The organism is Wenyingzhuangia sp. IMCC45467, from assembly GCF_054111205.1.
In genome coordinates, this window is the sequence record NZ_CM134196.1 from 382,788 (window position 1) to 399,229 (window position 16,442).

Consider the following 16,442-nt stretch of genomic DNA (forward strand, 5'->3'; position numbering starts at 1 on the left):
CTTTGAAGTTAGCACAAAACCCGCATGAAGTTTAGCCGGTGTTGTACACTGTTTTTGTCAAGCCATTAATATCATTCGGATATTCCAAAAATGAATATAATTTGAATTAAATGATTTTAGTTCAAATGTTGTAATTCCTTTCTGACTTAAAAAATAATCAAATTCAACTTGAGTTTTAAAAAATAAAAGTTCTTCTTTTTTAAAGTTCCATACAAAAAATGGCAATGGTCTATCAACAGGACTGGTAACAGCTTCTCCAAAAACCATGTTGTCTGTTATAATGAATTTATCAATATATAAAGATCCTCGTTTATATTGTTTTGGAGTTATAGAAGCCTGTACTCCATTAGATTGTTCTACTAATTTATTGTTTCCAATTGGTATATATGCTTCATCTCCATATCCTTTATTCCCCCAATAAGTAAAGGAAAATAATATGAGAGCAACTGAAATAAGAATTCGAACATTCTTAAAATCTTCTTTTTTTTCAATTTTTGGAAGTAATGAAATTAATTTTACATTTTTAAATTTTTCGATTAATATAGAGTAAATCTTCACATACAAATATGAAATTAAATAGACTTTAATTATTGTAATTCCAAAGTCAAATAGTGCTTCCATTTTTTAATAGTGTACAACGGTTTTGGCTAGGCTTTGTGCGGGGTTGAAAATCGACAAGATTTTCGAACACGTACTAAGCCGAAGCTTTTTGTTTGGTTTTGTTTTTTGTGGTTACACAAAGCCAAATCAACAAGATTTGGCGACTTAGTAAATATACACAAAACTTTGAAGTTAGCACAAAACCCGCATGAAGTTTAGCCGGTGTTGTACTTAGGTTTTTTTAGTGTTTGATAATGATTCAATTACTTTTTTAGCGTGATGAGCAACAAGAAAATATTTATGATTTATATAACTTTCAATAATTTTATTGATTCGATTGCTTTTAAATTGAATTAAATCATAGAAAATTACACCTTCAACTTCATAATTAAAATTAAATTTCAAGAACTCATTATATATAAGTTCTTCCATTTCATTATCTCCATTTTTTATCTTGAAAATAAACATTGCCCATTTTACTTTTTCAGTAAAATATTTAGCTTCTTTTACTCGTTGTTTAAGGTTTGTCAATGATTTGGTAGATTTAATTTTCACAAGTGTTTCTCCAACTAAAAAAGAAGTGTTTTTTTCAAGCATTTCAATTAGTTTTTCTTCAACTTTTTCATATTCATGAGGAGATAGTTCAGATAATAATTTATCATTATTAAACCATTCGTCTTCACGTGATCCAGAATCAAATTTTGGAATTATTTGAGATATCAGTTTTTCAATTTTTCTCATTTATAACTTAAGTACAACGGTTTTGGCTAGCCAACGAAGCGTTAGGTAAGCCGACTTATTATCAGACTAAAACTACACAAAATAAACAGAAAACTACCTTAGAGAAAGCAAAAAATTAGCTTTGTTAGTTAGCCGTTGTTAGCTTGTGCAACTTTTTCAAATATAAAAGTTCACTAGGAGGGAAGAAGTTTCCAAAATACGCGCAACGACTTTCAAATCGCGTTGCTACGATTCATTCAACGTTTTGCTTGAAAATATGTATTGATTATGAATAAATTTATCAACGAAGATTTTTTGTGCGTACAATTCAACACGTAGCTTTAGTACACAATTTTTCGTTTTAAATGGATTTATCAAAGAATTAGATTTACACGAACAGTTCAGCACGAAATACAAGTTTGTATATTTTCAGTTAGTAAAAATTTATCAATGATTTAAATGTTTTTCAAATAGAGTTTTACGGAAAGTAGCGACACAATTAAAACACAATATTTCTCAGCTAAAAAGGAGTTGCTTTTCGATAGAAAAAATGGTTTTTAAATTTTTTGAGTCAGACTTGGTTTCAGAAAAAATTAAGAAAAAGTATCAGCATTATAACAACTGCGGAAATTCGAACAGAATTTGTGCGTTGTTAAAGCTAACGGTTTTGTATATGGCTCGTAGCGTATAAATTAGCAATTATTATTCGGTTAAGCACAAGCCAGATTTTTAAATTTACTACTTATTTTTTAATAGAAAGTTGTCAAATTTAAAAATTTGGCGACTTTCCAAATATGCCTTAACTTCGATTAAGCAACTAATTAGCTATGAGCTATATACGTTGTTGTGTGTAGTTTTTATTGATACTTCTTGATTACATTAATTACTAAATCCTGAATATATCCAATTGCTTTATAATCCAAAATTTTCATTGAATTAGGATGAGCACAAGAATTTCTAACACCTAATTTTTCGTCCAATATTTTTCTCGTATCATTAGTTATGATTTTTGATACTCTTAAAAGCTCAATGAAATCAGATTCTTTTATACTACTAAAGTCATCTTTAGAATTAATTTTTATTTTCTTGTATTTTCCGTGAGTTTGAATTGCAGAATTGAAAATAGTCAGATTTTTTGGATTAAGAATGTATTCATACATAATATCCATTGCTAACAACCAAGTCATAATTATTGAAGCTCTGAATGATTTAATCTCAAAACAGCTGATTGCCTCTTCAAGATATTTTTTCTGTTCATTACCAGTAAGCTCTGTAATTAAATCTCTTAAAGTGTTTGAAACATCACGTTTATGCTTAACAGCTAAATAAGTTTCTTCTAATTCTTTTTTTGCAGTTCTATGAAAAGCGAAGCCTTGTTTGCTTTCGATTAAAATTGTTGGTTTTGATTTTTTCAGTCGAGTAATTTCAGCAGAGATATTCGATGGTTTTAGTAAAGCATTGATTTCAAATTCTTTTGTTATGTCATTTGCTTTGAAATATTGCTTTTCATTTTCAACACAATGAAAGAATGCAATTAGTTTTACTTGTTCCTTTTTTGTAAGACTATCAAAGTCAGAAACACTTTCTAAAAAATCGTGTACTGTCATACCTGCTTAAGAATTAGTAGCCATTTCGTGTTCAATATAATTCTCACCAGCTACGGTAACTTTCAAGTCATCTGTATTTGAGGTGTCCACCCAACCTTTTCGATTTTTAGTATCCAATAGACTTTGATATATATTTGGAACTTTTTGTGAAAGATGTTTATAACAAGTGTATATGTGATTTATACCAATATTTTCCTCGCCAACGACTCTTCTTAAATAGTAAAGTATTACTATGTTTCTCTCAAAGTTGTTCTTTACTTGATATTTAGCGTAGAAATCTTTTAAACTCTCTTTTCCATTTGAAACAAGGTTTAAGCTTGTTATTAGACTATAGGATTTTGTCGAAGTTCCTGAAATTTTCGGTTTTGAAGAATTACTTTTTTTCTTTGTTACTTTTGGTTTAGATTCTTCTTCTATAACTTCTGATTCCTCAAGAGAAGCTAAAGTCGGTTGTTGAGTATTGGCAGATTCAAAAGCACTACCTGTTGGTACAAGATTATACCTATCAAGTAGATATTTGAAAACTCTTAATTTCGAGTCATCATCTAATTCTTTCATTAATTCGTGGCATTTGAAAATTGCCTCAAGTTCTTTATCTATCATATTTTTCGTTTTTCAAATTACACACAACGGTTTTGGCTAGGCTTTGTGCGGGATTGAAAATCTGCGGATTTTCGAACACGTACTAAGCCGAAGCTTTTTGTTTGGTTTTGTTTCTTTTGGTTTAAACTAAGCCAAATCAATAAGATTTGGCGACTTAGTAAATATACACAAAACTTTGAAGTTAGCACAAAACCCGCATGAAGTTTAGCCGGTGTTGTACATTGGCTTTTAGAATGTTTTTATACTTCCTTCGTCTAACCATTTTTCGATTTTAACATCTTTTGCTTTTGGATGTTGTTGAAAAATATGTCTTAAATGTCTAATTGAATTATATGTGTTTTGTACTATTGTTTTTTGTAATTCGATATATTTTTTGTCATAGTTATTTTCGCTAATTCTATGAGCTGGATTTTGTCTTTCTCGTCTAACTTTTTTTAGTGGAGTGAAAATCTCTGTTAAATTTCTATTGTCGTTAGTACTAAACATATTTGTTAACCATTCTTCAAACAAATTTAATGTGTTTTTGTACTTTCTTTCAACAACACCATCTTCAACCTTATGATAGTTGTATAATTCAATTTTATCTTTAAAAAAATTACTATTGATGTTTTCACTTATCATTTTGTCTAATAAAAGAATGAAATCATTATAGTTTTTTAATGTAGGGGTAAAGAAGAAAGTAAATTCTTTAGGTCTATTATTGTTGTCGAAGTTTTTTCTAAATATGTTTTGTCCAAAGGCTTTTTCAGAAAGCATATTTAGACAAGTTAATTCACCTATTAATGCACTAAAAATTGAGTGTGAAAAAGACCAACTTCCATTTATAATGTTATTATAATACTCTTCCAAAACTTTACAATTTCCTTTAACTTCTCGAGTACTCCAGTAGATTTGATGTTGTGGTGTTAAATCACTTAAATATCTCAAATAAACAACTGCTAATCTGTTTTTATTAGAATCAAAACCAAGTCCAAATGTTTTAATAAATACTTTATCCTCTTCTCTAAGAATTTGCACCCCGTTTTCATCATAGTTACAATTTATAGATCCAGAGTAATCTTCAAAAATAAAATTAAATCTAGGATCCGTTGAATATCTTTCAAGGACTTCAATTTCAAAAAAGAATGGTTTCAACTGAGGTTCAGCTAAAGCTAATTTTTTACTATAAATTGCATTTTCATAGTCATCAAGGTTTCTATTTTCTTTTAGATAATCAGGTGTCGGATATAAACAAATTGGAGTATCTGTATCTTCTCTTGTAAAAGTAAATGTACCAAGTGTTTGTTTAATTTCTTTTATTTTCTTTGCTTCTTCAAGTACAATTAATTGATTTTTTATTGGGAAATGCTGAAAACCAATTATGTGAGGATTTGTACTTGATTGAATTGAAATCTTATTTTCAGAAACTAGTTCTTTTATTAAATCAATACATTCAATGTAATTTATTCCTAATTCTGAAGAAAGTCTTCTTAATTTTATACCATTAAAATCATTTGATTCTACAAAGAAATTAAATACTTTGATTTCAATTTTTTGTTTCAATTTTCGTTTTTTAGCTTATGTACAACGGTTTTGGCTAGGCTTTGTGCGGGGTTGAAAATCGGCCAGATTTTCGAACACGGACTAAGCCGAAGCTTTTTGTTTGGTTTTGTTTCTTTGGTTTTAACTAAGCCAAATCAACAAGATTTGGCGACTTAGTAAATATACACAAAACTTTGAAGTAAGCACAAAACCCGCATGAAGTTTAGCCGGTGTTACCAACAGTTTTTATTTTATTTTCAATATTCTGATTGTTATAATCCTTTATAATTTCTTTTAAAATTTTCGAATCTTTTTTAAATGTTTTTTCAAATTTCTCCCAATTTATCAATGTCAGATTTTTTGGCATTTCAACAATTCCACTTATTGAGTCCCAAAACGCATCCCAATTATTTCCATAAAATTCAGGAAAGTAAAGTCTTTCGGCAAAAGTTTCGTGCAAATGCTTAATATTCATAATTTCCCCAAGGTCAATAACTTTGAATTCAGGGTTTAGTAATTCGTTGAGTTCTTGGTTAACGTCTTCTAAAATCTGTTTTCGATACCATTCTACAAGTTCAAGTTGTTTTTTCAGAGCGTTAGAATTCCATAGTTTATATTCCGATTCTATAGGGCAATTGTCAAGCTCACTTTCATAACCTATTGCAAGTCTACTTGTAAGAAACGGTCTTTTAATTTCCTCTTCTTGTTCGAGATATAACTCTCTTAATTTTCGACTTGCCAAAACAATCTCAATATTACCAGACTTAATATTTTTGAGTAATTCAATTGTTCGATACTTTTCAAATTCCTTCCAATCAAAATGTTTTTGGATTATTGATTTTATGAAACTTTTGATTTCTCTACTTTTAAAATTAAAGGCTAATAAATCGATGTAATTTTCTTCTGAAATTACGTTTTCAAGTTCTTTATTTTCATAAACCCAACTTTCAAATAATTCCAATGAAATATCGTTATTTAGGAATTGATAAAACTTGATTCTATTTGGATTTATCTCGGTCATTAAAATTGTTGGTAACGGTTTTAGCTAGGAAACGTAGCGTTAAACTAGCCGATTAGTTTTCAGATTAAAACTACACAAAATAAACAAAAAACCAACTTTGATTAAGCACAAAAAAGCTATGTTTTTTAGCTGTTGTTAGCTTATGCAACATTTCACATAAAAATGATGAAAAGGGTAGGAGAGTTTCCAAACTTTCCGAAACGACTTTAAAATCGCATTGCTACGATAATTTTCACGTTCTGCTTTTCAAAGAATTGAGAATGTTAGTTTTGAGAATTTGTAGGGAATTGAGTACGCAACTTTAAGCCACCATTTATCGTTTATTAAAAACTTTCATTAAGAATTAGAAATGTTAGTTTTATTAAAATTCAGCGTACAGTTCAGCACGTAATTTATGGACACCATTTTCTTTTTAATTAATAATTTTTCAAAGAATTATTGATTTCGTTTACCTTTTACGCAACAGTAAATAATTCAATTATTTCTAAGTTAAAAAAGTTTGTTTTTCACTAAGTTTTTCAGTTAAAACATTAATTAATTTTTGTTCCAGAAAAGTTTCGATCTTTAATTTTTTGATTCAAGATTGGTTTCAAACAATTAAGAAAAATTTCATTTTAACAACTGCGAAAAATTCAGCCATGAATTTTCAGCGTTGTTAAAGCTAACGGTTTTGGCTAGGCTTTGTGCGGGATTGAAAATCGGCTAGATTTTCGAGCACGAACTAAGCCGAAGCTTTTTGTTTGGATTTGTTTTTTGTGGTTTCACAAAGCCAAATCAACAAGATTTGGCAACTTAGTAAATATACACAAAACTTTGAAGTGAGCACAAAACCCGCATGAAGTTTAGCCGGTGTTACCTGTTGCTTTATCGGATATTTATTTCTGCTTTAAAAATAGTAATTGCATTTCCAATAATTTCAACTTGATTGTCAACAAGTTTTACATTTAATTGTCCTGTTCTTTCAGATATTTGTTCAACTTTAAATTCATTATTTTTTGTTCTTAAATTCCAAACAGGAACTAAAGCACACTGTGCTGAACCAGTCACAGGGTCTTCATTAATTCCAGAAATAGGAGCAAAACAACGTACAACAAAATCAATATTTTCTCTTTCAGAAAGTGAAGTTATCATTAAATGACCAAGACCATTTTTACCCATTTCATTAAAAACAGGTTTCGCTTGTTTTATTTCATTTTCAGTTTTAGAAATTGCAATTATCCAATTATTTTCACTTGAGTAAGTATCGATAGGAGTAAAGCCAATTATTTTCTCGAAATTTTCAATATTTTCAATTTTATTTATTTTGTATTTAGGAAACACCATTTTAATTCCATTGGTGTTTTTTGTGATTTCTAAATCTCCTCCTTTAGCTTTAAATTGAATAATTTCATTTTCAGCTATGATATTATTTTCATATAAAATGTGGGCACTAGCAAGTGTTGCATGTCCACATAAAGGAATTTCAGTTGTAGGAGTAAAGTATCTTATTTCAAAAGGTTTTTCAGATATATTTACAAATGCGGTTTCAGATAAATTCATCTCATTAGCGATATCTTGCATTAGTTTTGGATTCAAATTTTCGTTTAGAATCATAACTCCCGCAGGATTACCTTTAAATGCTTCTTTTGTAAAAGCATCAACTTGATATATTATCTTTTTCATTTTTTGAGTGGTTACAGGTAACGGTTTTGGCTAGGCTTTGTGCGGGATTGAAAATCGACAAGATTTTCGAACACGTGCTAAGCCGAAGCTTTTTGTTTGGATTTGTTTCTTTGTTTTCACAAAGCCAAATCAACAAGATTTGGCGACTTAGTAAATATACACAAAACTTTGAGAAAGCATAGAACCCGCATGAAGTTTAGCCGGTGTTGGCTAATGTTTTTTATTTAACTCTTTTATGCTAGGGATGAATTTCTCAAGATATTTAGGAAAATCATTTTTTAATATAAATTGTTCTTCTTCAATTGTAAATAAGTGACTAGGAGTATCATTGTATTTACTTGTTTCAAAAAGAGTAAGAGAGTCAAAAAACTTCCAATTTTTATTTAAGTGTTTATAACCTAATTCATACCTTTCTTTGACTTCATTATCAGGTACAAAATGTCCACCATTTTCAAATCTAATACGGACTCTTTCTTTTGCTTTTTCAATTGAATCTAGGCAAAAGAAAACTATTTCGATTCTGTAATTTTCAGATTTAAAAATCTCAGGCCAATATAGTGGAGTAGAGTTGAAGTTTGTTTCATAACAGAAATCAGTTCTGTTTTTTATAGAAGATTTTATTGTGTTTTCTAGATCTTTCCTAGCAAGATTATGAGCCATTCTATCTCTAAATTCAGTATCGATTAGAGATTCATACTTTTCCTTATAAACTTTATCATAATCATAAGGTTTTATGCCTCCTTCTGTGAAAGCTTTTGAGAAAGAAGATTTTCCAGAACCATTACAACCAGCAATTACTAATAATTTTGGTTTATCCATTAAATTGAGGTCCTGGTGTAGGATTAGGATTTAATTTTCCTTCAGCAAGTTTTTCTTCATAGACACGAATCTCTTCTGAAATTCGAGGAAGTTCATCTTTTAATCTATTTTTCAGATTAGAGATATAATTTTGTATGTCTTCTTTTTTACTCATGCAGCAAATTTACAAAAAAAATATTTCAAAAAATCTTGCTCGAAAATATTTGCCAACGGTTTTGGCTAGGCTTTGTGCGGGAAGAAAATCGACAAGATTTTCGAACACGGACTAAGCCGAAGCTTTTTGTTTGGATTTGTTTCTTTGATTTCACAAAGCCAAATCAACAAGATTTGGCGACCTAGTAAATATACACAAAACTTTGAAGTTAGCACAAAACCCGCATGAAGTTTAGCCGGTGTTAGCTACCGTAATTTTCTATGAATTTCTAATGTATCCTAATTTTTGTAAATCTTTAATACTGTTTGTTAAATGTGTTTTCCCATTATTTATAACATATAAACTATCACTAATTTCAGTTATATGCTCGTACATATGATCTGTTATAATAATTCCTTTATTTTGTTTTTCTCTAATTATTAGTTTTTTAATTGTTTCAATATGTACAGGCATTACTTGAGAAAACGGTTCATCTAGCATGCAAAATTTAGTTTTAGAGACAAGTATTAAATAAATTTCAATAATTCTTCTTTCTCCACCAGATAAATTTTTCAGTTTTGATTTGTAATGCTTTTGAAATTCAGGAAAAAATGATGTTAAATCTGAAAAATCTAGATTAAAATCTTTCAATAACCTTTGCACTGTTAAATACATAGGAATAAATTTATTTTGTGGAAGATATCTAATATCTTTTGGAGAACGAGCAGATTTAAATAACGATGAATTATTAATTCTTATAGATTTATCATCAGGAATAATTTCTCCATATATAATTTTCATGAGAGACGATTTTCCTGTTCCATTTCTTCCTAACAGTCCTGTTATTATTCCAGTTTCACTTTTTAAATAAACATTATTTAGAATAACTGTAGATTTAAATTTAAGGAGAACACTATCTATTTCAAGAATATTTTTCATGTGAATTTAAGTGTTAGAACTATTATTGTTATGAATAAAGATAAATCAATTGTAAAGGTTGAAATCCATAAGTTTTTTTTAGAAAGTCCAAGATTTTTATAATAAAAAAACTCTTCTTTTTTATGGTTATTTATATAGTAATAAGTAAAGCTCAATGTGAATATTTTAAACCAAAATACTGCTGTGATTCCTCTAATTCCCCATGTGATAATAATCGATACACAAGCAAGATTAATCATAAAACTTAGAAAAGCATATAATCTATAAAAAATCAATATCAATCTGATGATTTTCATTATGGTAGCTAACGGTTTTAGCTAGGAAACGTAGCGTTTAAACTAGCCGATTAGTTTTCAGACTAAAACTACACAAAATAAACAAAAAACCAACTTTGATTAAGCACAAAAAAAAGCTATGTTTTTTAGCTGTTGTTAGCTTATGCAACATTTCACATAAAAATGATGAAAAGGGTAGGAGAGTTTCCAAACTTTACGCAGCGACTTTAAAATCGCATTGCTACGATAATTTTCACGTTCTGCTTTTCAAAGAATTGAGAATGTTAGTTTTGAGAATTTTTAGGGAATTAAGTACGTAACTTCAAGCCACCATTTATCGTTTATTCAAAACTTTCATTAAGAATTAGAAAGGTTAGTTTTATTAAAATTCAGCGTACAGTTCAGCACGTAATTTATGGACACCATTTTCTTTTTAATTAATAATTTTTCAAGGAATTATTGATTTCGTTTACCTTTTACGCAACAGTAAATAATTCAATTATTTCTCAGTTAAAAAAGTTTGTTTTTCACTAAGTTTTTCAGTTAAAACATTAATTAATTTTCTGTTCCAGAAAAGTTTCATTCTTTAATTTTTTGAGTCAAGATCGGTTTCAAACAATTAAGAAAAAGTTTCATTTTAACAACAGCGAAAAATTCAGCCATGAATTTTCAGCGTTGTTAAAGCTAACGGTTTTGGCTAGGCTTTGTGCGGGCTTGAAAATCGGCCAGATTTTCGAACACGTACTAAGCCGAAGCTTTTTGTTTGGATTTGTTTCTTTTTGGTTTTAACTAAGCCAAATCAACAAGATTTGGCGACTTAGTAAATATACACAAAACTTTGAAGTAAACACAAAACCCGCATGAAGTTTAGCCGGTGTTAACTATTGTTATTTGCTAAATAAAACACTCGAAATGTATTCTTATAAAATTCACCTCTAAAGTTAATGGTAATTTTTCTTAACGAGTAAAAGAAGATGAAACTTACAAGAATACTTATCATTATAAGTTTACAATTATTTTCAAAATATAAAAATGAATTAATTAGCATTAGTACAACTGGAATATATAAGCTAGTAGCAAAAGAAGCTAAGTTTTTAGCACGGTTAATTAATTCAATAGATTTATTATTTCCTTTTTCCAAAATAAAATTATAACAAAAGAAAAATATTTGATCATTTTTCAATAAATCGTCATTAGATAAGTTATTTAATTCAAAAACTTTTTTAATTTCTCTACACATTACTATTTTAAATTCTTCAATTTCAATAGATTCCTCGAGGGTTCTTAATTTTCGATATGTAGATTTTAAAATTTTATTACTTAATATTATTTGAATTTGGCTGAAAATAAATCCAATTAAAAAAGCTAAAACAATTGTAACAATAGAATATTTTGTGTCCATAGTTGTAAAATCAATTATTTCTGGATTTTTTAATTTAAAAAAAAGGAATATAAAAAATGTATTTAATATTCCAGGGATTAGATATATAATAATATCTTTTATAGTAAATGATTTTTCTATCATATTTAATAATAGTTAACGGTTTTGGCTAGGCTTTGTGCGGGAAGAAAATCGGCAAGATTTTCGAACACGGACTAAGCCGAAGCTTTTTGTTTGGTTTTGTTTCTTTGGTTTCACAAAGCCAAATCAACAAGATTTGGCGACTTAGTAAATATACACAAAACTTTGAAGTTAGCATAAAACCCGCATGAAGTTTAGCCGGTGTTGGCATTAGTTTTTATTAATCGGAATTGTTACAATTGTCTTTATTGGTATATTAAATTCAGTTGCTGGGTGAACCTTAATTTTTTTCCAAAAATTCGTAAAATCAATATTATCAATATTCCCAATATAACCAACAAGTCTTACAAAATTGATTTGTCCATTCCAATCAATTTCCACTTTGAAAAAAGCTCTAAATCTGTTTGTTTTCTTTCCAAATTGTTCATTAAAAAAATCAATTAACGATATTTTCGTTCCATCTTCCTTTACGTGAAAAAAAATCGGTGATTTTGATTCTTTTGTATTCATTATAACTCCTTCATCAGCCAAATTATTTATTTTGTTATAGAATTCTTTTGAAATTGAATCCAAACGGTCTGTATTTGGATTTTCAATTTTAGGAGTATTATTTTCAAATAGTAAAGAATCTAATTTTTGAGAATAGCTATTATTCGAAATACTAATAATAATTAAAAAAAGTATCAGATAATTAGTTTTCATAATTCAATATTCAAATAAATTGATTGTTTCAATTGTCATACTGCTGCATTCAATTAATGCCAACGGTTTTGGCTAGGCTTTGTGCGGGCTTGAAAATCGGCCAGATTTTCGAACACGTACTAAGCCGAAGCTTTTTGTTTGGTTTTGTATTTTAGTTAAACTAAGCCAAATCAACAAGATTTGGCGACTTAGTAAATATACACAAAACTTTGAAGTAAGCACAAAACCCGCATTAAGTTTAGCCGGTGTTACCTGTTGCTTTATCGGATATTTATTTCTGCTTTAAAAATAGTAATTGCATTTCCAATAATTTCAACTTGATTGTCAACAAGTTTTACATTTAATTGTCCTGTTCTTTCTGATATTTGTTCAACTTTAAATTCATTATTTTCTGTTCTTAAATTCCAAACAGGAACTAAAGCACACTGTGCTGAACCAGTCACAGGATCTTCATTAATTCCAGAAATAGGAGCAAAACAACGTACAACAAAATCAATATTTTCTCTTTCAGAAAGTGAAGTTATCATTAAATGACCAAGACCATTTTTACCCATTTCGTTAAAAACAGGTTTCGCTTGTTTTATTTCATTTTCAGTTTTAGAAATTGCAATTATCCAATTATTTTCACTTGAGTAAGTATCGATAGGAGTAAAGCCAATTATTTTCTCGAAATTTTCAATATTTTCAATTTTATTTATTTCGTATTTAGGAAACACCATTTTAATTCCATTGGTGTTTTTTGTGATTTTTAAATCTCCTCCTTTAGCTTTAAATTGAATAATTTCATTTTCAGCTATGATATTATTCTCATATAAAATATGGGCACTAGCAAGTGTTGCATGTCCACATAAAGGAATTTCAGTTGTAGGAGTAAAGTATCTTATTTCAAAAGGTTTTTCAGATATATTTACAAAAGCGGTTTCAGATAAATTCATCTCATTAGCGATATCTTGCATTAGTTTTGGATTCAAATTTTCGTTTAGAATCATAACTCCTGCAGGATTACCTTTAAATGCTTCTTTTGTAAAAGCATCAACTTGATATATTATCTTTTTCATTTTTTGAGTGGTTACAGGTAACGGTTTTGGCTAGGCTTTGTGCGGGGTTGAAAATCGACAAGATTTTCGAACACGTACTAAGCCGAAGCTTTTTGTTTGGATTTGTTTCTTTGATTTCACAAAGCCAAATCAACAAGATTTGGCGACATAGTAAATATACACAAAACTTTGAAGTAACCACAAAACCCGTATGAAGTTTAGCCGGTGTTAGCCACTGGTTTTTTCAACTATAATTTTTCTTCCTGAAGAATTATTCCATTCTTGAGTTAATTCATAATTTTTCAGTTCTTTTCTAGGATAGTTATTACCAGGTGACCAAATTTCAAGATATTCAATTAATCCATTTTTAAAAAATAGAAGACACTCTGCTTCAGTTTCTAATTCTGTTGATTTGATTCCAACACCATTTAAAACCAAGTTGTTTTTATTCACTTTGTATTTTTCAATTCCGATTTTATGGTCGAAACTAATAAAAACTCCTGAATCGGTATATTTATAATCAGATTCAAATAAGTATTCTAACTGCAATTTAGCATTGATTATTTCTTCTCCATCTAAAAGTAATTCTAAAATATTCGATATAAATTTTGATTGTAACATTTTCGGTGTGTAGTCAGTTTTGATTAAAATTAAAATAGTTGTAATATATCAGAATTAGAGTTTATTCCTTTCGTATTATAATGTAAAAATAATTTGTTTTTCTAAAAGAGTAAATTTCACCATTTTTTTTTACCAAGTTTTTTTTTCAACTTGTGGCTAACGGTTTTGGCTAGGCTTTGTGCGGGAAGAAAATCGACAAGATTTTCGAACACGTACTAAGCCGAAGCTTTTTGTTTGGTTTTGTTTCTTTGATTTCACAAAGCCAAATCAACAAGATTTGGCGACTTAGTAAATATACACAAAACTTTGAGAAAGCACAGAACCCGCATTAAGTTTAGCCGGTGTTACCAGCTGGTTTTTCATTTTACAATTGTTTTCGGATTATGGCCAATTTTAAAATTACAAGAATTAGCTATAAAACACATTTTATTCGCTTCATGATGTAATTTATTTGCTAAGTTAATTTGATTCTCGTTTTCAATAGTTACTAATGGATTTAATACAACTTCTTTGAATTTTCCGCTTCCATCTTCTGTTTCTACCATTATTCCTGTTGCATTATCTACATAATCTGTTACGACTATTTTATTATCAGCGCATAAATGTAAATAACAAAGCATATGACATGCAGATAAAGAGGAGAGAAAAAGGTCTTCAGGATTGTATCGCGATTTGTCACCTAAAAAACAAGGGTCAGAAGAGGCTAATATTTCATTATATTTTTCATTTCCAGAAATAGTATGGTTTCGATTATATGATCTGTAATTTAGAGTTCCGCTTCCTTCATTACCAGTCCATTCAATTTTAATTTCGTATTTGTGGTTTTTCATTTTAGATATTTTTTCTTTTCATAAATAACGTCTTTTCTTGTATTTCACCAAATGTTTAAAATTCTAATTTATTTAGAGATATTATTCAAGAAAATTTCAGTTTTTACTTGCTGGTAACGTGTTTGGCTAGGCTTTGTGCGGGGTTGAAAATCGCCAAGATTTTCGAACACGCACTAAGCCGAAGCTTTTTGTTTGGATTTGTTTCTTTGGTTTCACAAAGCCAAATCAACAAGATTTGGCGACCCAGTAAATATACACAAAACTTTGAAGTTAGCACAAAACCCGCATGAAGTTTAGCCGGTGTTGGCATTTCGTTTTTATTACCCAATCATTAAAGTCTGCTTGTCCCACATTCTCTAACGAATAGCAATAATTGTCATTAAAAATAAATCTATCTGTTTTTGCTCCTTTAAATCTCGTTGATTCAAAGGCTACATTTTCCATTAATGCATTTGTCAAATTTGAATTTCTGAAATCAGATGTTTTAATATTACTTTCTATAAATTTTGTGTTTGTTAAATCAGAGCCTCTATAGTCGGCAGAGATAAAACAATTCTTAAAAGTCAGTCCTGAAAGGTTTTCATTACTCAAGTCCAAATTTTCTAGATCAATATTCTCAAATGTTGTTTTTCTACATTTTACTTTATCTAAAAATTCCACTTTCGATAATTGATAATTAAATTAGTCTGTCAGATTGTTTTTTAAGTTACTTATTGTCGATTCAATCAGCCCAATCAGTTCGCTATGTGCATTGACAAAATCTTTTCTTATTTCTGTAAACTTGGATTTATTCCACAAGTCTTTTTCTCTTAAAGCTGGCAAGTCGTCAAATCCATTCAGATAGAAGTAAGCAATTGGTTCCAACTCTTTCATTCCGTTAGAATATTCCGAATATATTTTTTCCAAAAGTAAAATATGGTCAACTTTTTCAGTAGACGGTTTTTCTTTTAGATTCTCTAATATTTCTATTATTTCTCGGTTCATCTTAAATGAATGCCAACGGTTTTAGCTAGGAAACGAAGCGTTAAACTAGCCGATTAATTTTCAGACTTAAAACTACAGAAAATAAAAAGAAAACCAACTTAGAGAAAGCATAAATTAGCTTTGTTTTTTAGCTGTTGTTGGCTAATGCAGTTTTTTCATATTTTTCAAAGAATAAAAAAGTATTATTTGTTAGCGTTTAAGTTTTTAAGAATAATGATATTTTTCACATTTACTTTTTACGTTTTCTTTTTCAAAAAAAGTGAAAGAATTATTTGTTATCGTTTAGTTTTCAAAGAATAGTAATGTTTCCCGTAGTTATTTTCACGTAACTCTTTTACCTTAAATTAAGATGTAATATTTGATATCGTTAAATTTTCAAAGAATTATAATTTCTCGCAACTATTTTCACGTTACACTTTTCCCAGAAAAGAAAATGTATTATTTGTTAAAGTCAAATTTTCAATAAATTATGATTTCTCACAGCTACTTTTTACGTTATTTTTTTAAAAGAAAGTAAGTGTTTTTTGTTAACGTTTAATTTTTAAAGAATCACAAAGTTTCATTTAATTACTTTTTTAATATTATTTCTTTTCAATTAAAATAATGATCTTTTTTGATGATAAATTTCAAAATAGGAGAGAAGTGAAATTTTCTTAATATGTTAATGTTTCTATGGAAAACGCCGCTACGATTCTGTTTTAGCCAACGGTTTTGGCTAGGCTTTGTGCGGGGTTGAAAATCGACAAGATTTTCGAACACGTACTAAGCCGAAGCTTTTTGTTTGGTTTTGTTTCTTTGTTTTCACAAAGCCAAATCAACAAGATTTGGCGACTTAGTAAATATACA

17 protein-coding genes are annotated in these 16,442 nt (G+C 28.8%); all 17 read right to left on the minus strand.

Translation table 11 applies throughout. The annotated features are described in order from the left end of the window. Nucleotides 1-57: 57 nt before the first annotated feature. Nucleotides 58-621, minus strand: coding sequence for a hypothetical protein (locus tag ACXGQT_RS01785; protein ID WP_457829559.1), 564 nt, complete (start codon nt 619-621; stop codon nt 58-60). Nucleotides 622-831: 210 nt separating this feature from the next. Then, the gene (locus tag ACXGQT_RS01790) at nt 832-1,341 is read right to left on the minus strand and encodes a hypothetical protein (protein WP_457829599.1); all 510 of its coding nucleotides are present in this window, start codon (nt 1,339-1,341) and stop codon (nt 832-834) included. A gap of 836 nt (nt 1,342-2,177) precedes the next feature. Continuing rightward, nucleotides 2,178-2,927, minus strand: coding sequence for a hypothetical protein (locus ACXGQT_RS01795; RefSeq protein ID WP_457829702.1), 750 nt, complete (start codon nt 2,925-2,927; stop codon nt 2,178-2,180). Nucleotides 2,928-2,933: 6 nt separating this feature from the next. Next, entirely contained in the window at nt 2,934-3,530 is a 597-nt protein-coding gene (locus ACXGQT_RS01800; protein ID WP_457829703.1) for a hypothetical protein, read from the minus strand. Between the two features lie 228 nt (nt 3,531-3,758). Next, nucleotides 3,759-5,072 carry a hypothetical protein gene (locus ACXGQT_RS01805; protein WP_457829704.1) on the minus strand — a complete coding sequence of 438 codons (1,314 nt, stop codon included), beginning with the start codon at nt 5,070-5,072 and terminating at the stop codon, nt 3,759-3,761. Between the two features lie 202 nt (nt 5,073-5,274). Continuing rightward, nucleotides 5,275-6,072, minus strand: a complete 798-nt coding sequence (locus ACXGQT_RS01810; protein ID WP_457829705.1) for a barstar family protein — start codon at nt 6,070-6,072, stop codon at nt 5,275-5,277. 864 nt (nt 6,073-6,936) lie between these two features. Further along, a complete protein-coding gene (locus tag ACXGQT_RS01815; RefSeq protein ID WP_457829706.1) occupies nt 6,937-7,734 on the minus strand; it encodes a PhzF family phenazine biosynthesis protein in 798 nt (265 codons plus the stop codon). A gap of 210 nt (nt 7,735-7,944) precedes the next feature. Beyond that, nucleotides 7,945-8,553, minus strand: coding sequence for a zeta toxin family protein (locus ACXGQT_RS01820; RefSeq protein ID WP_457829707.1), 609 nt, complete (start codon nt 8,551-8,553; stop codon nt 7,945-7,947). Continuing rightward, nucleotides 8,546-8,707 carry a hypothetical protein gene (locus tag ACXGQT_RS01825; RefSeq protein WP_157359368.1) on the minus strand — a complete coding sequence of 54 codons (162 nt, stop codon included), beginning with the start codon at nt 8,705-8,707 and terminating at the stop codon, nt 8,546-8,548. Before ACXGQT_RS01825 ends, ACXGQT_RS01820 begins: the two co-directional genes overlap by 8 nt. 258 nt (nt 8,708-8,965) lie before the next feature. After that, nucleotides 8,966-9,625 carry an ATP-binding cassette domain-containing protein gene (locus ACXGQT_RS01830; protein WP_457829708.1) on the minus strand — a complete coding sequence of 220 codons (660 nt, stop codon included), beginning with the start codon at nt 9,623-9,625 and terminating at the stop codon, nt 8,966-8,968. A gap of 1,152 nt (nt 9,626-10,777) precedes the next feature. Continuing rightward, a complete protein-coding gene (locus ACXGQT_RS01835; RefSeq protein WP_457829709.1) occupies nt 10,778-11,425 on the minus strand; it encodes a hypothetical protein in 648 nt (215 codons plus the stop codon). Between the two features lie 207 nt (nt 11,426-11,632). Continuing rightward, nucleotides 11,633-12,124 (minus strand): hypothetical protein, encoded by a 492-nt coding sequence (locus tag ACXGQT_RS01840; RefSeq protein ID WP_073118969.1) that lies wholly within the window; start codon nt 12,122-12,124, stop codon nt 11,633-11,635. 260 nt (nt 12,125-12,384) lie between these two features. Further along, nucleotides 12,385-13,182 (minus strand): PhzF family phenazine biosynthesis protein, encoded by a 798-nt coding sequence (locus ACXGQT_RS01845; RefSeq protein ID WP_457829710.1) that lies wholly within the window; start codon nt 13,180-13,182, stop codon nt 12,385-12,387. 207 nt (nt 13,183-13,389) lie between these two features. After that, nucleotides 13,390-13,782: a hypothetical protein gene (locus tag ACXGQT_RS01850; protein WP_457829711.1), complete on the minus strand. Its 393-nt coding sequence runs from the start codon at nt 13,780-13,782 to the stop codon at nt 13,390-13,392. Nucleotides 13,783-14,141: 359 nt separating this feature from the next. After that, a complete protein-coding gene (locus tag ACXGQT_RS01855; RefSeq protein WP_457829712.1) occupies nt 14,142-14,612 on the minus strand; it encodes an OsmC family protein in 471 nt (156 codons plus the stop codon). Between the two features lie 270 nt (nt 14,613-14,882). Beyond that, nucleotides 14,883-15,272, minus strand: a complete 390-nt coding sequence (locus ACXGQT_RS01860) for a pentapeptide repeat-containing protein (RefSeq protein ID WP_457829713.1) — start codon at nt 15,270-15,272, stop codon at nt 14,883-14,885. 21 nt (nt 15,273-15,293) lie between these two features. Continuing rightward, complete coding sequence (locus ACXGQT_RS01865) at nt 15,294-15,596, minus strand: hypothetical protein (protein WP_457829714.1); 303 nt, start codon at nt 15,594-15,596, stop codon at nt 15,294-15,296. Nucleotides 15,597-16,442 lie beyond the last annotated feature (846 nt).